Below are 16,926 nucleotides of genomic sequence, written 5' to 3'. Positions count from 1 at the left end.
TGGGGCTCCACCTCACCGTGCCCCCACCCCCTCAGGCCTGACCGGCGGCCGGCGAGGGCAGCGCGGTGCCGCCCTGCGCCCCCCGCTGGTCCAGCCACATCCGCTGCAACATGTGCCAGTCTTCCGGATGCCGGGCGATACCCGCCGCCAGACGGTCGGCGATCAGCTGGGTCAGCGACCGGACCCGCTGGTCCAGAGGCCCCACCTCGGGCCCCGGCACCGGCAGCGGGCCGGCGAGCGACGCGCACGCGGCGTCCGGTTCGTACCACATCGAGGCCACGTAGAGCGGCGCGCCGGTGTGCAGAGCGAGCAGCGCGGGCCCGGCGGGCATCCGGGTCTTCCCACCGAAGAAGTCCACCTCCACCCCTCGGGCGGAGAGGTCACGGTCGGCCAGCAGCGGCACCACCGCACCGGCACGCACCCGGTCCAGCAGCACGTCGAACGCCGGCCGTGGCCCGCCGTGGGTGGGCAGAATCTCCATGCCCAGACTCTCGCGGAAGGCGAAGAACCGCTCGTAGACGCCCTCCGGCTTGAGCCGCTCCATGACCGTGGTGATCGGCCAGCCGGTGGCCGCCACCCACGCGCCGGCCGCGTCCCAGTTGCCGGCGTGCGGCAGCGCCACCACCGCGCCCCGGCCGGCGGCCACGTCGGCGGCGAGCAGCTCGGCGCCGTCGAGCCGGAACCCGGCCAGGATCTGCGCCCGACTCAACGCGGGAAGCCGGAACGCCTCCATCCAGTAGCGGGCGTACGAGCGCAGCCCGCGCTTGACCAGCTCGTCCAGCTCCGCCTCGGGCAACTCCGGGCCGACCACCCGGCGCAGGTTGGCGCGCAGTCGAGCCGTACCCCCGCCGGAGCGGCGGTGGGCGCGGTCGGCGCCCGCCTGGAACGCCGCGGCCACCAGCGGCCGGGGCAGCGCACGGATCACCCGCCAGCCAGCGAGGTAGCCCAGCTCGGTGAGGTTCACGCGGCCCGGCCGCCGGTCGTCCGGGACCGGCCCGCGCTCACGCCGGCACTCCGCCGCGCCGCGCGCGGGGCGCCACGCGCCGGTGCCCGACGGGTCGCTCCACTCACGCGTGGCCGTCCGGCTGGAGCTGCTGGGCCTGGCGGTAGACGTGCGCCATCCGCTGCCCGACCGTGAAGATCGACACGGCGGCGAGCAGCCAGAGCGCGATCTCCAGCGCCGGGTCGACGCCGACGCCGGTGAGGATCCCGCCGACCCCGACGATCAGCAGCCGCTCGGTGCGCTCGGCGATGCCCACGTTGCAGGTCATGCCCAGCCCCTCGGCGCGGGCCTTGACGTAGGAGACCAACCCGCCGGCGGCCAGACAGAGCAGCGCGGCGGCCACCCCGGAATGGTCGTTCCGGGTTGCCAGCCAGTACGCGACCGCGCCGAAGACGGCGCTGTCGGCGACCCGGTCCATGCTCGAATCCAGGAAGGCGCCGAACCGGGTGGAGCCGCCGCTCATCCGGGCCATCGTCCCGTCGAGCAGGTCGGTGAGCGCGAAAACGGTCACGATGATCGCGCCGGCGACCAGATGGCCGCGGGCACCGAAGCCGAGCGCGCCGACGAGCACACCGACGGTGCCCGCAACGGTGACGGCATTGGGGGTGACGCCTGCGCGGAGCAGTGCGCGTGCGATCGGCTCGACGACGCGGGTCATCCCCGCGCGGGCCGACACTTGGAAGATCTTCGCCATGGCGGTCCCCACGATAACGGTCCGCCCAGCTCCGGCGATACGGCCGGTCCCGTCGACCCGCCCGGAGGAGGCTTGTGCCTACCCGACAACGGGTGTGAGATCGAGCCGGGAGGTGAGCCAGCTCACCCGCCCGGCCGTCCCGTTCCCGCTGTGCAGCAGACCACCGGAGGATATCGCCGCGCACTCGCCCCGGGCCGCTTCCCGTCGCGCGGCGGTCGCCACCAACCACCGGCTGAGGGAGGTGCGCCTCATGGCGCAGAAGAGTCAGGAGAAGGGTCCCACCGGCGGCGCGCCGGTGGTGACCGAACCCGGCACGGCTCGCAACGTGGTGCTCGTCGGCCACTCCGGAGCGGGCAAGACAACACTGGTCGAGGCGTTGCTCGCGGCGACCGGCACGATCAGCCGGGCCGGCAACGTCGTGGACGGCACGACCGTCGGCGACCACGACCCGGCGGCCGTACGCCAGCAGCGCTCGGTGAGCCTGTCCTGCGCACCCCTCCTGCACGACGGCATCAAGGTCAACCTGCTGGACACCCCCGGCTACGCCGACTTCGTCGGTGAGCTGCGCGCCGGGCTGCGGGCCGCCGACGCCGCGCTCTTCGTCGTCAGCGCCGTCGACGGGATGGACGCGGCCACCGCGGCGCTGTGGGAGGAGTGCGCGGCGGTCGACATGCCCCGGGCCGTCGCGGTGACGCGACTGGACCACCCGCGCGCCGACGTCGACAACGCGGTGGCGCTCTGCCAGCGGGTCTTCGGCGACAACGTGATGCCGCTGTACCTGCCGATGCTCGGCGACGACGGCGTCTCCACCGTCGGCCTGCTCGGCCTCATCACCCGCCGGGTCTTCGACTACACGGCCGGGCTTCCCGCCGACGTACGCGAGCCGGACCCGGAGCACCAGCCGGCCATCGACGAGTCCCGCAACGAGCTGATCGAGGGGATCATCGCCGAGAGCGAGGACGAGACGCTCATGGACCGGTACCTCGACGGCGAGGAGATCGGCACGCAGGTGCTCATCGAGGACCTGGAGAAGGCCGTCGCCCGGGGCCACTTCTACCCGGTGGTGCCGGTCTGCGCGGAGACCGGCGTCGGGCTGGACGCGCTGCTGGAGGTGCTGACCGCCGCGTTCCCGTCGCCGCTGGAGCACCAGCTTCCGGCGGTGACCGGCGTGGACGGCTCACCACGCCCGCCGCTGACCTGCGACCCGGACGGGCCGCTGGTCGCCGAGGTGGTCAAGACCACCATCGACCGGCACGTCGGGCGGGTCTCGCTGGTCCGGGTCTTCTCCGGCACGCTGCGCCCCGACCAGACGGTGCACGTCTCCGGGCACGGCATGGCCGAGCGCGGGCACCCCGACCACGACGCCGACGAGCGGGTCGGGCACATCTACACCCCGCTGGGCGCGACCCTGCGCGAGGTCGCGCTCTGCGTGGCCGGCGACATCTGCGCGATCACCAAGTCGGGCAGCGCCGAGACCGGCGACACCATCTCGGCCAAGGACAACCCGCTGCTGATCGCGCCGTGGGAGATGCCGGAGCCGCTGCTGCCGGTGGCGATCGTCGCCCGGAGCCGCGCCGACGAGGACGCGCTGGCCCGCAACCTGGCCCGGCTGGTCGCCGGCGACCCGACGCTGCGGCTGGAGCGCAACCCGGAGACCCACCAGCTGGTGCTCTGGTGCATGGGTGAGGCCCACGCCGACGTGGTGCTGGACCGGCTGCGCGCCGGCGGCGTCGAGCTGGACACCGAGCCGGTCAAGGTGTCCCTGCGCGAGACGCTGACCGTGCCGGCGAAGGGGCACGGCCGGCACGTCAAGCAGTCCGGCGGCCACGGTCAGTACGCGGTCTGCGACATCGAGGTGGAGCCGCTGCCCCGGGGCGCCGGCTTCGAGTTCGTCGACCGGGTGGTCGGCGGCGCCGTGCCGCACAACTACATCCCGTCGGTGGAGAAGGGTGTCCGCGCCCAACTGGAGCGCGGCCTCGTCGCCGGCCACCCGGTGGTGGACCTGCGGGTGACCCTGGTCGACGGGAAGGCACACAGCGTCGACTCCTCCGACGCGGCCTTCCAGACCGCCGGGGCCCTGGCGCTGCGCGACGCCGCCGAGCGCGGCCAGCCGGCGCTGCTGGAGCCGATCGACGAGGTGACCATCCGGGTGCCCGACGGCTCGGTGGGCGCCGTGATGGGCGACCTGTCCGGCCGGCGCGGCCGGGTGCTCGGCACCGAACCGGACCAGGACGCCGAGGGCCGTACCCTGGTCCGCGCCGAGGTGCCGGCCAGCGAGCTGCTGCGCTACGCCGTCGAGCTGCGCTCGATGACCGCCGGCACCGGCACCTTCCGCCGGCACTTCGTCCGCCACGACCCGATGCCCGCTCACCTCGCCGACCAGGCCCGCAAGGAACACACTCCCTGACCCGCGCACCCGCGCCCGCAGGGCCGCGCGGCCAGAGGTGGTGACGGCCGCGCGGTCAGGGGTGCGTGGTGGGGTGGGTGGGACGGGGCCAGTGCGGGCGGTCGGCGTCGCGCAGGGCGGCGGTACGCAGGGCGGCGAGCTGGCGTTCCACCTCGGCGAACTGGTCCGGCGGCAGCGGCCCCCGGTGCAGCGCGGCGGCGTTCTCCTCGACCTGGGCGACCGTACGGCAGCCCGGAATCGGGATGGTGCGCCCGCTGCGGGCCCAGATCCAGCCCAACGCGCCCTGCGCCAGGCTGCGCCCGTCGGCGGTGAGAGCGGCACGGACCGCACCGACGCGGCGCAGCCACTCCGGTGCCGGCCGGCCGCCGCGGAACCACTCCAGCCAGCCCGGGGTCAGCCCGCGTACGTCGTCGCGGGGCAGCGTCGAACCGGCCGAGTACTTCCCGGTGAGCAGCCCCATCCCCAACGGGCCCCGGTTGACGCTGGCCAGGTCGTACTTGTCGCAGACGGCGAGCAGCTCGGGGGCGTCGCGCAGCACCGACAGGGTGTGCTGCACGGCGGTGGCACCCGCGGCGGCGTGCCCGAACGCGGCGGCCCGGTCGGGGCGGTCGGTGCTCCACCCGTACGCCCGGATCAGGCCCTCGGTCACCAGCTCCTCGCAGGTGCCGATCAGGGCCTCGGCCCGGGGCACCGGCAGGTCGGCCAGGTGCAGCTGGTAGAGGTCGATCCGGTCGGTGTCCAGCCGGCGCAGCGAGTCGGTCACCGCCCGCCGCAGGTACGCCGGCGACGCGTCCTCCCCGGTCGCCTGCCGGCTCGCCTCGTCGAACGTGTAGCCCCACTTCGTGGCGATCACGGCCTCGTCGCGGCGGCCGGCGAGCGCCCGGCCGAGCACCCGCTCGCCGTGCCCGGCGCCGTAGGTGTCGGCGGTGTCGAAGAGGGTGACGCCCAGGTCGAGCGCCCGGCGTACGGCCCGCGCCGACTCGTCGTCGTCGACCGCGCCCCAGCCCAGCGGCTGGCTGCCCTCCGCCCAGGGGCCACCGATCGCCCAGCACCCCATGCCGAGGGCGCTGACCTCGATGCCGCTGCGCCCCAACGTCCGTGTCGTGACTGCCATCGAACGATCGTGCCACCTCCACCCGGGCGGGGCGTAGCGGTTCCCGAGCCCGGGACGCCAGAGCGCGGCTGCCCCCGCGGTGCGGCATGATCGGCGCCATGCGGCGGTTGGGTGTGGACATTGGCGGCGTGATCATCGAGCCGGCCGACGAGGACGCCGACACGTCCTTCTTCGGCGAGCACTACCTGCGCACCCCCGCCGTCGAGGGTGCGTTCGACGCGCTCGCGGCGCTCGGCCCGGCGTTCGACGAGGTGCACCTGGTCTCGAAGTGCGGCGAGGCCACCGAGCGGCGGACCCGGGAGTGGCTGGCCCACCACGACTTCCCGGCCCGCACCGGCATCCCCGTCGAGCGGGTGCACTTCTGCCGGACCCGGCCGGCCAAGGCGCCGATCGCCCGGCGACTCGGGCTGACCCACTTCGTGGACGACAAGCTGGAGGTGCTCGGCTACCTCGACTCGGTGCCGCACCGCTACCTGTTCCGGCCCCGCCCGGCGGAGGTCGCCGCACACGCCGCGCTGCTGCCCGGCGTACACCGGGTGGGGAGCTGGCCGGAGCTGACCGCTCTGCTGCGCGCCGGCTAGCCCGCCGCGACCGTCAGGACGGCCAGGCGCGGGCGAGCAGGTCGCGGGTGTCGCCGAGCAACTGCGGCAGGACCTTCGTGCGGCCGATCACCGGCATGAAGTTGGCGTCGCCGCCCCAGCGGGGCACGACGTGCTGGTGCAGGTGCGCGGCGATGCCGGCGCCGGCCACCCCACCCTGGTTCATGCCCAGGTTGAAGCCGTGCGCGTTGCTCACCTTGCGGATCACCCGCATCGCGGTCTGGGTGTACGACGCCAGCTCGATGGTCTCCGCCACGTCGAGGTCGGTGTAGTCGGCGACGTGCCGGTACGGGCAGACCAGCAGGTGCCCCGGGTTGTACGGGTAGAGGTTGAGCACCGCGAAGACGTGCTCACCGCGGGCCACGACGAGGCTCTCCTCCGGCGGCAGCCCGGGTGCCCGGCAGAACGGGCAGCCGGTGGGCTTTTCGTAGCCCTCGGCGGGGCGGTCCTCGCCGGAGATGTACGTCATCCGGTGCGGCGTCCAGAGCCGCTCCAGGCCGTCGGCCATGCCGCTGTCCGTGTGCCGTTCCGCCCCTGTCACGACCCGATCCTACGGACCCCCCGTCGGGTCGCGACACGCGCCGTTCAGGAACTCCGAGGCTGAAAGTTGTTGACGAACCAAGACTCACGCCTGAAGATTCCATGCATCCACGTACTTCCATATAGCGATGGAGGGCTCCATGATCCGACGGCTCGGCAGAATCCTGGCGACGCTCGCCCTGGCCGCCGCCACCACCATGACCGGCATCACCGTCACCGCCAGCGCGGCCCACGCCGACGGCTGCTACACCTGGGGTCGCACCCTGTCCCAGGGGATGTCCGGCGACGACGTCCGGCAACTCCAGATCCGGGTGGCCGGCTACCCCGGCTACGGCGCCGTGCTCGCCCTCGACGGCGCGTACGGTCCCGGCACCCGCTCCGCGGTGATCCGCTTCCAGCAGGCGTACGGGCTGCCCGCGGACGGCATCGCCGGCCCGCAGACCTTCAACCGGATCTACGCCCTCCAGGACGACGACTGCACGCCGGCGAACTTCAGCTACGCCGAGCTGAACAACTGCAACAGCACCTGGGCCGGGGGCGCGGTCTCGGCGAGCACCGCGCGGGCCAACGCGCTCGTCTCGATGTGGAAGCTCCAGGCCCTGCGACACGCCCTCGGGGACGTGCCCATCGCGATCAGCAGCTCCTTCCGCAGCTACGCCTGCAACAGCGCGGTCGGCGGGGCGTCGAACAGCCGGCACCTGTACGGCGACGCCGTGGACCTGGTCGGGTCACCGTCGTTGTGCCGGCTGGCCCAGCAGGCCCGCTACCACGGCTTCGGGCAGATCCTCGGCCCCGGCTACCCGGACCACAACGACCACACCCACGTCGCGGCGGTCGGAGGTTGGTCGGCGCCGACCTGCGGGGTCTGACGCAAAGACCGGGCCGGCGCGGCGACCGCTCGCCGCGCCGGCCCGCTACTCCGCCGCGGCGGAGGGACCGATGTTGGTCCGCGAGCTGACCACGTCGAGGATGTGGGTCACCGCCTCGGCGATCGGCACCCCGTTGCGCTGCGAGCCGTCCCGGTAGCGGAAGGAGACCGTGCCGGCGGCCACGTCGTCGTCGCCGGCGATCACCATGAACGGGATCTTCTGCTGCTGGGCGGTACGGATCTTCTTCTGCATCCGGTCGTCACCCGCGTCCACCTGCGCACGGATGCCCTCGGCGCGCAGCGCCGCGACGAAGCCGTGCAGATAGTCGGTGTGGTCCTCGCGGATCGGGATGCCGACCACCTGCACCGGGGCCAGCCAGGCCGGGAACGCCCCCGCGTAGTGCTCGGTGAGCACCCCGAAGAACCGCTCGATCGAGCCGAACAACGCACGGTGGATCATCACCGGCCGCTGCCGGCTGCCGTCGGCGGCCTGGTACTCCAACCCGAACCGCTCCGGCTGGTTGAAGTCCACCTGGATGGTGGACATTTGCCAGGTGCGGCCGATCGCGTCACGGGCCTGCACCGAGATCTTCGGCCCGTAGAACGCCGCGCCACCCGGGTCGGGCACCAGCTCCAGGCCGGAGGTCGCGGCAGCGGTCCGCAGCGCCTCGGTCGCCTCCGCCCAGTCCTCGTCGGCGCCGATGAACTTCGGCGAGTCGTCCCGGGTCGACAGCTCCAGGTAGAAGTCGTCCAGGCCGTAGTCGCGCAGCAGGTCCAGCACGAAGCTGAGCAGCGTGGACAGCTCGCCGGCCATCTGCTCGCGCGTGCAGTAGATGTGCGAGTCGTCCTGGGTCAGCCCGCGTACCCGGGTCAGACCGTGCACCACGCCGGACTTCTCGTACCGGTAGACGGTGCCGAACTCGAACATCCGCAGCGGCAGCTCCCGGTACGACCGCCCGCGCGACCTGAAGATCAGGTTGTGCATCGGGCAGTTCATCGCCTTGAGGTAGTAGTCCGCGCCCTCGAGCTGCATGGGCGGGAACATGGTGTCGGCGTAGTACGGCAGGTGACCGGAGGTCTGGAACAGCTGCGCCTTGGTGATGTGCGGGGTGTTGACGAACTCGTACCCGGCGGCCTCGTGCCGCTGGCGGGAGTAGTTCTCCATCTCCCGGCGGATGATCCCGCCCTTGGGGTGGAAGACCGCCAGGCCCGAGCCGATCTCGTCGGGGAAGCTGAACAGGTCGAGGTCCGCGCCGAGCTTGCGGTGGTCGCGCCGCGCGGCCTCCTCCAACAGCTTCAGGTACGCCTTCAGCTCGTCGCGGGTCGGCCACGCGGTGCCGTACACCCGCTGGAGCTGCGGGTTCTTCTCCGACCCACGCCAGTACGCCGCGGCCGAGCGCATCAGCTTGAACGCGCCGATCAGCCGCGTGTTCGGCAGGTGCGGGCCCCGGCACAGATCCGACCAGCAGACCTTGTCCTCCTTGGCGTCGAGGTTGTCGTAGATCGTCAGCTCGCCGCCGCCGACCTCCATCACCTCGTCGGTGTCCAGGCCCTCGCCCTTGACCTCGATCAACTCCAGCTTGAACGGCTCGTCGGCCAGCTCGGCGCGGGCCTCGTCCAGGCTGCCGAAGCGGCGACGACGGAACCGCTGCCCGGACTTGACGATCTCCTGCATGCGCTTCTCGACCTTGCCGAGGTCGTCGGGCTGGAACGGCTTGTCGACGTCGAAGTCGTAGTAGAAGCCGTTCTCGATCGGCGGGCCGATGCCCAGCTTGGCCTCGGGGAAGATGTCCTGCACGGCCTGGGCCAGCACGTGCGCGGTGGAGTGGCGCAGGACGTTGAGCCCGTCGGGCGAATCCAGGCTGACCGGCTCCACGACGGTCTCCTCGGCCGGCGCCCAGTCCAGGTCACGGAGCTGACCCTCCGGGTCGCGGACCACGACGATCGCCTTGGGGCCGTTCGCGGGCAGTCCGGCCGCGGCCACCGCGTCGGCCGCCGTGGTCCCGGCGGCGACGACGACGGGGTCGGCCACGGCGGGGGTACGGGGTGCGGACACGGTGACTCCTCCATGCGGTACGAAACGGTGCCGATCCTCGGCTCCTGCCGATGCTATCGGTCCACCCACCCAGCCCAGGGAAGGGCACCTTCCTAACGGCCGCGGCGGAGGAAAGGCGCGCGGGTGGCGGCCGGCGTTGAACCTTTCGACGCCCGCAGCCGAACTAGGAGGTGTGGCCGGAAACCGGTGCCGGTCGCGTCGACACGGATGGGGGCACGAGATGGCGAGCACGCACGGCGGTGGCCGCCGGCGGCGGATCGCGGCGGTGACCGCGCTGACCGCCGCCGGGCTGCTGCTCGGATGGCCCGGCACGGCGCACGCGGCGGACGTGACGACCACCCCGACGCAGGCCCGGCAGGGCGACGCGGTGCGGCTGGAGTTCACCGTGCCGGAGGAGCGGGCCGGCACGACGACCCGCCAGATCGAGGTGCGGTTGCCGGCCGACGCGCCGGTGGCCGAGGTCTACCCGATGTCGGTGACGGGCTGGGCTCCCCGGATCAGCTCCCGCACCCTGGACCAGCCGGTCACCGGAATCCACTCGAGCGGAGTGAGCACGGTGACCACCGCGGTGACCTGGATCCGGGTCGGCGAGAGCGAACCCGGGCCGGCCCGGCTGGCGCTGTCCATGGGTCCGCTGCCGCAGGCCGAGCGGCTCACCTTCGAGGTGATCCAGACGTACGTCGACGGCACGGTCGTCCGCTGGGCGGACGCCAACGGGCCGCACCGGGCCCCGGTGCTCACCCTGCTGCCGGCGGCGGCGGGCGCGGCCGGCCCGGCCGGGCACGGTGGGCACGGCGGCGCCCCGGCGGCCGGCGCGGCGACCGACCCCGGTGCCGGTAACGCCGCCGGCGCGCCGGTGGACCGCGCGGACGGCCCCGCCGAGGAGTCCGGCAGCGCCGACGCGATGCTGGCCGCCGGACTGTTGGCCGGGCTGGGCGGCGGCGCGGCGATCGGCTGGCTGGTCAGCCGGTGGCGGCGGCGCGACCCTGCCGAGGGCGCGGCGCTGGCCGAGGTGACCGGCGAGGCGGACGACGAGGCGGCCCCGACCGATTCGGTGCCGGACGTGCCGGACGTGCCGGCACCGGCCGACGCGGAGCCGACGTCGGTGGGCACTCCGATCCGCGCCGGCTGAGCCCGGCCCGCACCGCCGCCAGACTCGCTCCATAGCGCCCGGCCAGGTCCATGCACGCCCTTTGCTCTGCTTCAACGGAGGCAACGGCCACTGGCCCGAACCGTTGCGCGGGTTGAAGCAGAGCAAAGGGCAGCAGCATGGGCCCGACGACGGCCGGAGGGCCTTCGCCGGCCGGCGGTTCGACGCGGCGACGTCGGAAGCGCCCGGCGGACAGAGCGCCAGGTTGGTCAGAGCACCCGGGCGGGCGGAACAAGGGACGCTCAGGCCGCCCAGGCGGGTAGCGGCTCGCGGGCGGCCAGCCACGGCTCGGGCACCCCGCCGGGCGTGCCGACGCCCGTGTGCGCCGCCACCACCGCGCCGGCGATGGCGGCCGTGGTGTCCATGTCCCCACCGGCTCGCAGGCAGACCTGGATCGCCGCCGGGTAGTCGTCCAGGTGGGTGGCGGCCACCCAGAGCGTGAACCCGACGGTGTCCTGGGCGGTCACCCGGGAACCGTTGCCGAGCGCCGCCACCACCCGGGGCAGCGGTCGACCGAGCAGTCCCGCCGCCCGCTGCACACTCCGGTGCACCTCGGTGCCCGGGTCGACAGCGGCGGCGATTCCGGCGAGCAGCCGTTCCGGGGCCGGCCGGTGCCCGTCGAGGCGGGCCCGGGCGGCCAGCGCGGCGGCGACCGCCACCGCGACCGCACCGGCGATCCCCTCCGGGTGTGCGTGGGTCACCTCGGCCGAGGCGCGGGCCTGCGCGGCGGCGCGGGCGGTCGAGTCGGCGAAGTACGCGCCCAACGGGCCGACCCGCATCGCCGCGCCGTTGCCGCAGGAGCCCTGGCCGTCGAAGGCGGACGCGGCGGCCACCGGCCAGGGGGTGCCGGTGCGAATCAGGCGCAGGATCATCATCGCGCCCGGGCCGTAGCCCCGGCGCGGGTCGCAACGCTCGGCGAACGCCAGCGCCAGCCGGTCCCGGTCGATGCCGCCGAACTCGGCCAGCTGGGCGAGGACCGAGCAGGCCATCTCGGTGTCGTCGGTCCACTCCCAGGGCCCCGGCGGCAGGGTGCCCGCGGCGAGATCCGCCGGCTGTGGCCCCAGCAGGAAGTGCTGTTCGCCGAGCGCGTCGCCGGTCGACAGGCCGGCGAGGCTGTCCCGGGCGAGGGCCAGGCGGGCGTCGGCGAACAGGGTGAAGGACATCGTCGTACCAGCTTGCCCGCTCGCCAGGTACGTCGCAACGCGATCAACTTGCCAGGCCCAGTACGGTCTTGGGGTGGCCTCCGTGCTCCTGGTCGAAGACGATCACGTCGTACGCGGCGCGATGCTGCGGTCCCTGGCCGACCGGGGGCACGCGGTGCACGCCGTCGGCACCGCGCTGGACGCTCTGCGCCGGGTCGCGGCGGAGACACCCGACCTCGTGGTGCTGGACCTCGGCCTGCCCGACCTGGACGGCTCGGACGCACTGCGGATGCTGCGCGGCATCACCGACGTCCCGATCATCATCGCCACCGCCCGGGACGACGAGCAGTCCGTGGTCAAGCTGCTGCGCGCCGGCGCCGACGACTACATGGTCAAGCCCTTCACCGGCGCCCACCTCGACGCCCGGATCATGACCGTGCTGCGCCGGGCCGGGCGGGCCAGCCGGACCGTGCAGCCCGCCGTGCACACCGTGGGCGGGCTGCGGGTGGACGTCGGCGAGCGCAGCGCCCTGCTCGACGGGGAGCCGCTGGCGCTGACCCGCAAGGAATTCGACCTGCTGGCCTATCTCGCCGCACGACCCGGGCGGGTAGTGTCCCGCCGGGAACTCTTGGAGGAGGTATGGCGGCAGCCATCGGTCGGCGAGGATCAGACCATCGACGTTCACCTGTACTGGCTCCGCCGAAAGATGGGCGAGTCCGCGGCGAAGCCGCGCTACCTGCGCACCGTGCGGGGGGTCGGATTCCGGCTGGTGGCGCCGGACTGAGGACGGCGCTGGCCCTGCTCACGGCCGGCATGTGCAGCCTCGTCGCGCTAGCCTTCCTGATCCCGCTCGGGCTGAGCCTGGGCGAGCAGAATCGGGACGAGGCGATCGCCGACGCGGCCCGGCGCAGCGCACTCGTGACCGGGGCGCTGGCGGTGAGCACCGACGCGGCGGTGGTCGAGCGGGCCGTGGTGGCCAGCGGCGAGGGCGCTGCCAGCCGGCCGGTGGTGCACGGGCTGGGGTTGGACGAGTCCGCCGGCCGCGCCGCCGGCGACGACCTCGACCGGGCGCGTGCCGAGCGGCGCTCTCTGGACGTGGACGTCGACGGCGGGCTGATCCGACTGGACCCGGTGGTCCTCGGTGACCGGACCGCCGTCGTCGAGGTGTTCGTCCCCGACTCGGCGCTGGGCGAGGGCTCCGGCGGCACCTGGCTGCTGCTGCTCGCGGTGGGCGCGGCGATGGTCGGTGCGGCCGTGGTCGTGGTCGACCGGGTCGCCGCCCGCGCGGTGGACTCGACCCGCGGTCTGGTCAAGGCCGCGCTCTCGATCGGCGACGGCGACCTGGGCGTACGCGTGGAGCCGACCGGCCCGCGCGAGCTGGCTGAGGCCGGGTACGCCTTCAACCGCATGGCCGACCGGCTGGACGCGGCCCGCACCGACGAGCGGGAACTGGTGGCCGACCTGTCGCACCGGCTGCGCACCCCGCTGACCGTGCTGCGGCTGGACGCGGAGGCGTTGGAGTCCGACGACACCAGCGTGGGTTCGTTCTCGGAGGCGGAGCTGGACCGGCGGCGCGGCATCCGGCGGATCCGCCAGGCGATCGTCACCCTGGAGGGTGAGATCGACGTGTTGATCAAGACCACCCGCAAGGCGGTGGCGCACGAGGCCGGGCCGGCGATGTGTGACGTCAGCGAGGTGGTCCGGGACCGGATGGTGTTCTGGGCGGCGCTGGCCGGCGACCAGAACCGGCCGCACCGGGTGAACGGCGCGCAGTTGCGCATCCCGGCGCCGGTGCCGCGTGCCGAGCTGGCCGCCGCGCTGGACGCGGTGATCGGCAACGTCTTCCGCTACACCCCCCAGGGCACGGCGTTCGAGGTGGCCGTGTCCCGCCGGGACGGCTACGTGGCGATCCGGATCGACGACGCCGGCCCCGGCATCGCCAACCCGGACCGGGCGCTGCGCCGGGGTGCCAGCGACCAGGGCTCGACAGGGCTGGGCCTGGACATCGCCAAGCGGGTGGCGTTGCAGGCCAACGGATCGGTGAGCATCGACCGTGCCCGGCTGGGCGGAGCCAGCGTGGTGATGCTGCTGGCCGACCCGGAGGCCACGCCCCGGCAGGTCAGCAGGTTCGGTCTGGTCGGCCGGATGGCTCGGGACGCCCGGGACCAGAAGACCGGTCGTCGCTGGCCCCGCCAGCGCCCCACCGACGGCTGACCGGACCCGGCTGTGCGCCGGCGCAAGTCTTCCTTAGATCGCGGTTAACGATCGTGGTCCGGCGGCGACGGGCTGTCAGGATCGAAGCACGAACCCACCAGTTCCACCGGCCGGCCGCACCGAGTGCACCCACCGACCGGTGGAGCCGCGCGCGCGGCGGGAGTCAGGTCCCCCCACACCCAAGCTCCCGCCGCGCGCCCTGCTCCACGACCCGCTCAGCCGGCGGCGGTGGCGAGGTGGGCGTCGATCTCGGCGATGATCCGCTGCTTCCCGGCCTCGTCGAGGAAGGACGCGGTCACCGCGTTGCGGGCCAGCCCGGCCAGCCCCTGCGGACCCACCCCGAGCAGCTGGGCGGCCACCGCGTACTCGTCGTTCAGGGTGGTGCCGAACATCGGCGGGTCGTCGGAGTTGATGGTGACCAGCAGCCCGGCCTCGACCAGCCGGGGCAGTGGGTGCTCGTCGAGGGTGGCCACCGCCCGGGTCCGCAGGTTGGACGTCGGGCAGACCTCCATGCCGATCTGCCGCTCGGCCAGGTACGCCAGCAGCTCCGGGTCCTGCGCGGCGGAGATGCCGTGCCCGATCCGCTCGGCGCCCAGCTCGTTCAGCGCGTCCCAGATCGTCTGCGGGCCGGTGGTCTCCCCCGCGTGCGGCACCGAGTGGAGCCCGGCCGCCCGGGCCTGGTCGAAGTAGGGGCGGAACTGCGGCCGGGGTACGCCGATCTCCGGGCCACCCAGGCCGAAGCTGACCAGCCCGTCCGGGCGCTCGTCCAGCGCGATGCGCAGCGTCTCCTCGGCCGCCGGCAGGCCCGCCTCGCCGGGGATGTCGAAGCACCAGCGCAGGTCGAGGCCGAAGTCGACCGAGGCGCGCTTGCGGGCGTCCTCGATCGCCTCGCAGAAGGCCGGCGCGGGGATGCCCCGGCGCACGTGCGAGTACGGGGTGATGGTCAGCTCCGCGTACCTGACCTGCTGGCGGGCCAGCTCCCGGGCCACCTCGTGGGTGAGGATCCAGACGTCCTCCGGGTCGCGGATGAGGTCCACGACGCTCAGGTAGACCTCGATGAAGTGCGCGAAGTCGCGGAACTCGAAGTAGTCGGCGAGCGCCGCCGGGTCGGCCGGCACCGGGGTGCGTCCCTCGTGCCGGGCGGCCAGTTCGGCGACGATCCGGGGCGAGGCGGAGCCGACGTGGTGCACGTGCAGCTCCACCTTGGGCAGTCCGGCGATGAAGGTGGGCAGGTCGGTCACGGGTTCTCCTCGGCACGGTCGCCCGTTCGGGCGACGACGAAGACGCGGCGGAACGGGAAGTACACCTGGCCCTGCCGCGGCGGGTAGGCGGCGGCGAGGCGGACCCCCAGCTCGGCCCGGAAGGCGGACCAGCCGGCGGCGTCCAGGGCCGCCCGGACCGGGCGCAGGGCGGTGCCCTCCATCCAGGCCAGCACCGGGTGGTCGGCGGCGGGCCGGGCCGGTAGCAGGTGCACGTAGGTAGTCTCCCAGGCGTCCACCGCGCAGCCGGCACCGGTCAGCAGCGCCGCGTAGTCGGCCGGATCGTCGACCGGGTCGGCGCGCAGCAGCGGGGCCAGTCGGGCGCGCCAGGCCGGCCGGCCGGCGACCTCCCGCAGCGCGCGGTGCGATGCGGCGTCGAAGTTGCCGGGGACCTGCATGGCGAGCCAGGCGCCGGCGGGTAGCTCGGCGGCCCAGCGCCGCAGCAGCTCCCGGTGGCCGGGGACCCACTGGAGCACGGCGTTGGTGACCAGGACGTCCTCGTCACCGGCCGGGTGCCAGTCCCGTACGTCGGCGACGGCGAAGTCGACCGGGGTGTCCAGGGCGGCGGCCTGTTCGATCATCTCGGGCGAGGAGTCGAGGCCGATGACCCGGCTGGCGGGCCAGCGTTGCGCGAGGGTGGCGGTGAGCTGGCCGGGGCCGCAGCCGAGGTCGACCACGGTCCGGGGGCGCTCGGCCGGGATCCGGGCGACCAGGTCGTGGAACGGCCGGGACCGCTCGTCGCCGTAGCGCAGGTACGTGGCCGGGTCCCACATCGCCGCCTCCCAAACCGTACGTCCGTCTTGTTTACCCTACGGCTCCCCTGGCAGGCCGGCAACCCGATCACTAGGCTCGGGGCATGGAACAGCGCAGCTTCAACCGGCTCGGCCGGACCGTCGGCGTGGTCGGCCTGGGTGCCTGGCAGCTCGGCGCCGACTGGGGCACCGTCACCGAGGACGACGCGATGGCGGTGCTCACCGCCGCCGTGGACGCCGGGGTCACCTTCCTGGACACCGCCGACGTGTACGGCGACGGCCGCAGCGAGCAGCTGATCGGGCGCTTCCTGCGCTCCCGGCCCGACGCCGGGCTGACCGTCGCCACCAAGATGGGCCGCCGGGTCGAGCAGCGGCCGGAGGCGTACACCCTGGCGAACTTCCGGCAGTGGACCGACCGGTCCCGGGCCAACCTGGGGATGGACACGCTGGACCTGGTCCAGCTGCACTGCCCGCCCACCGCCGTCTTCGCCGACGACGCGGTCTTCGACGCCCTGGACACGCTCGTCGCCGAGAAGGCCATCGCCGGGTACGGGGTCAGCGTGGAGACCTGCGACCAGGCGCTCACCGCGATCGCCCGCCCCGGGGTGGCCAGCGTCCAGATCATCCTCAACGCCGTGCGGCACAAGCCGCTGGAGCAGGTGCTGCCCGCCGCCGCGGCCGCCGGGGTCGGCATCATCGCCCGGGTCCCGCTGGCCAGCGGCCTGCTCTCCGGCCGGTACGACGAGCACACCGAGTTCCCGGCCGACGACCACCGCAACTACAACCGGCACGGCGCGGCGTTCGACGTCGGCGAGACGTTCTCCGGAGTCGACTTCGAGCGCGGGCTGGCCGCCGTACGCCGGCTGGCGCCGCTGGTCGACGCGGACCGCACGATGGCGCAGTTCGCGCTGCGCTGGGTGCTGGACCAGGCCGGCGTCACCGTCGTCATCCCCGGCGCGCGCGACGCCGAGCAGGCCCGGCGCAACGCCGCCGCGGCCGACCTGTCGCCGCTCTCGGCCGAGCAGCTGGCGGGCGTGCGCGAGGTCTACGACGAGCTGATCCGCCCCCAGGTGCACGACCGGTGGTGACCCGCGCACCCCGGGTGCTCGCGCCAGGCCGCCCGTCCGG

15 protein-coding genes are annotated in these 16,926 nt (G+C 73.9%); 7 read left to right on the top strand and 8 right to left on the bottom strand.

Annotated elements, in window-relative coordinates:
- Positions 1-31 precede the first annotated feature (31 nt).
- Positions 32-964: a phosphatidylinositol mannoside acyltransferase gene (locus tag ACTWLT_RS23760; protein WP_445320283.1), complete on the bottom strand. Its 933-nt coding sequence runs from the start codon at positions 962-964 to the stop codon at positions 32-34.
- A gap of 103 nt (positions 965-1,067) precedes the next feature.
- Positions 1,068-1,697, bottom strand: a complete 630-nt coding sequence (pgsA, locus tag ACTWLT_RS23755) for a phosphatidylinositol phosphate synthase (protein ID WP_252419102.1) — start codon at positions 1,695-1,697, stop codon at positions 1,068-1,070.
- Between the two features lie 250 nt (positions 1,698-1,947).
- On the opposite strand from pgsA, the gene ACTWLT_RS23750 reads away from it, so the two are divergent.
- Complete coding sequence (locus ACTWLT_RS23750) at positions 1,948-4,104, top strand: elongation factor G-like protein EF-G2 (RefSeq protein WP_445320282.1); 2,157 nt, start codon at positions 1,948-1,950, stop codon at positions 4,102-4,104.
- A gap of 55 nt (positions 4,105-4,159) precedes the next feature.
- Here ACTWLT_RS23750 and ACTWLT_RS23745 read toward each other — a convergent pair whose 3' ends face one another.
- Positions 4,160-5,218, bottom strand: a complete 1,059-nt coding sequence (locus ACTWLT_RS23745) for an aldo/keto reductase (RefSeq protein WP_252419100.1) — start codon at positions 5,216-5,218, stop codon at positions 4,160-4,162.
- A 98-nt stretch (positions 5,219-5,316) separates the two neighbouring features.
- Between ACTWLT_RS23745 and ACTWLT_RS23740 the strand changes: the two genes are divergently transcribed.
- On the top strand, positions 5,317-5,799 hold the full coding sequence (locus ACTWLT_RS23740; protein ID WP_445320281.1) for a hypothetical protein: 483 nt from the start codon (positions 5,317-5,319) through the stop codon (positions 5,797-5,799).
- 13 nt (positions 5,800-5,812) lie between these two features.
- On the opposite strand, the gene ACTWLT_RS23735 is transcribed toward ACTWLT_RS23740, so the two are convergent.
- Positions 5,813-6,325 carry an HIT family protein gene (locus tag ACTWLT_RS23735; protein ID WP_252419219.1) on the bottom strand — a complete coding sequence of 171 codons (513 nt, stop codon included), beginning with the start codon at positions 6,323-6,325 and terminating at the stop codon, positions 5,813-5,815.
- A gap of 172 nt (positions 6,326-6,497) precedes the next feature.
- Here ACTWLT_RS23735 and ACTWLT_RS23730 point away from each other — a divergent pair, with 172 nt between their 5' ends.
- The gene (locus tag ACTWLT_RS23730; RefSeq protein ID WP_445320280.1) at positions 6,498-7,226 is read left to right on the top strand and encodes a D-Ala-D-Ala carboxypeptidase family metallohydrolase; all 729 of its coding nucleotides are present in this window, start codon (positions 6,498-6,500) and stop codon (positions 7,224-7,226) included.
- Between the two features lie 45 nt (positions 7,227-7,271).
- Here the strand turns inward: ACTWLT_RS23730 and thrS are convergent, their stop codons facing one another.
- Entirely contained in the window at positions 7,272-9,281 is a 2,010-nt protein-coding gene (thrS, locus tag ACTWLT_RS23725; RefSeq protein ID WP_445320279.1) for a threonine--tRNA ligase, read from the bottom strand.
- 220 nt (positions 9,282-9,501) lie between these two features.
- Here thrS and ACTWLT_RS23720 point away from each other — a divergent pair, with 220 nt between their 5' ends.
- On the top strand, positions 9,502-10,413 hold the full coding sequence (locus ACTWLT_RS23720; protein WP_445320278.1) for a DUF1775 domain-containing protein: 912 nt from the start codon (positions 9,502-9,504) through the stop codon (positions 10,411-10,413).
- 260 nt (positions 10,414-10,673) lie between these two features.
- Here ACTWLT_RS23720 and ACTWLT_RS23715 read toward each other — a convergent pair whose 3' ends face one another.
- A complete protein-coding gene (locus tag ACTWLT_RS23715) occupies positions 10,674-11,594 on the bottom strand; it encodes an ADP-ribosylglycohydrolase family protein (RefSeq protein ID WP_445320277.1) in 921 nt (306 codons plus the stop codon).
- Between the two features lie 73 nt (positions 11,595-11,667).
- On the opposite strand from ACTWLT_RS23715, the gene ACTWLT_RS23710 reads away from it, so the two are divergent.
- Positions 11,668-12,357 (top strand): response regulator transcription factor, encoded by a 690-nt coding sequence (locus ACTWLT_RS23710; RefSeq protein WP_252420316.1) that lies wholly within the window; start codon positions 11,668-11,670, stop codon positions 12,355-12,357.
- A gap of 29 nt (positions 12,358-12,386) precedes the next feature.
- Positions 12,387-13,787 (top strand): HAMP domain-containing sensor histidine kinase, encoded by a 1,401-nt coding sequence (locus ACTWLT_RS23705; protein ID WP_445320276.1) that lies wholly within the window; start codon positions 12,387-12,389, stop codon positions 13,785-13,787.
- A gap of 215 nt (positions 13,788-14,002) precedes the next feature.
- On the opposite strand, the gene ACTWLT_RS23700 is transcribed toward ACTWLT_RS23705, so the two are convergent.
- Positions 14,003-15,028 carry an adenosine deaminase gene (locus ACTWLT_RS23700; RefSeq protein WP_445320275.1) on the bottom strand — a complete coding sequence of 342 codons (1,026 nt, stop codon included), beginning with the start codon at positions 15,026-15,028 and terminating at the stop codon, positions 14,003-14,005.
- Positions 15,025-15,819, bottom strand: a complete 795-nt coding sequence (locus ACTWLT_RS23695; protein WP_445320274.1) for a trans-aconitate 2-methyltransferase — start codon at positions 15,817-15,819, stop codon at positions 15,025-15,027. Before ACTWLT_RS23695 ends, ACTWLT_RS23700 begins: the two co-directional genes overlap by 4 nt.
- A gap of 83 nt (positions 15,820-15,902) precedes the next feature.
- Here ACTWLT_RS23695 and ACTWLT_RS23690 point away from each other — a divergent pair, with 83 nt between their 5' ends.
- Entirely contained in the window at positions 15,903-16,886 is a 984-nt protein-coding gene (locus tag ACTWLT_RS23690; protein WP_445320273.1) for an aldo/keto reductase, read from the top strand.
- Positions 16,887-16,926: the final 40 nt, after the last annotated feature.

This window comes from Micromonospora yongxingensis (assembly GCF_052601155.1).
Note: the sequence above shows the minus strand (reverse complement) of the source record. Positions and strands in the feature narration are given on the sequence as shown.

What these genes read in the sequence shown, in the direction of transcription:
- ACTWLT_RS23750 (WP_445320282.1), top strand. Translation starts at nt 1,948, where the DNA reads ATGGCGCAGAAGAGTCAGGAGAAGGGTCCCACCGGCGGCGCGCCGGTG.
- ACTWLT_RS23735 (WP_252419219.1), bottom strand. Translation starts at nt 6,325, where the DNA reads ATGGCCGACGGCCTGGAGCGGCTCTGGACGCCGCACCGGATGACGTAC.
- ACTWLT_RS23695 (WP_445320274.1), bottom strand. Translation starts at nt 15,819, where the DNA reads ATGTGGGACCCGGCCACGTACCTGCGCTACGGCGACGAGCGGTCCCGG.
- ACTWLT_RS23720 (WP_445320278.1), top strand. Translation starts at nt 9,502, where the DNA reads ATGGCGAGCACGCACGGCGGTGGCCGCCGGCGGCGGATCGCGGCGGTG.
- pgsA (WP_252419102.1), bottom strand. Translation starts at nt 1,697, where the DNA reads ATGGCGAAGATCTTCCAAGTGTCGGCCCGCGCGGGGATGACCCGCGTC.
- ACTWLT_RS23730 (WP_445320280.1), top strand. Translation starts at nt 6,498, where the DNA reads ATGATCCGACGGCTCGGCAGAATCCTGGCGACGCTCGCCCTGGCCGCC.
- ACTWLT_RS23715 (WP_445320277.1), bottom strand. Translation starts at nt 11,594, where the DNA reads ATGTCCTTCACCCTGTTCGCCGACGCCCGCCTGGCCCTCGCCCGGGAC.
- ACTWLT_RS23745 (WP_252419100.1), bottom strand. Translation starts at nt 5,218, where the DNA reads ATGGCAGTCACGACACGGACGTTGGGGCGCAGCGGCATCGAGGTCAGC.
- ACTWLT_RS23740 (WP_445320281.1), top strand. Translation starts at nt 5,317, where the DNA reads ATGCGGCGGTTGGGTGTGGACATTGGCGGCGTGATCATCGAGCCGGCC.
- ACTWLT_RS23690 (WP_445320273.1), top strand. Translation starts at nt 15,903, where the DNA reads ATGGAACAGCGCAGCTTCAACCGGCTCGGCCGGACCGTCGGCGTGGTC.
- ACTWLT_RS23705 (WP_445320276.1), top strand. Translation starts at nt 12,387, where the DNA reads ATGTGCAGCCTCGTCGCGCTAGCCTTCCTGATCCCGCTCGGGCTGAGC.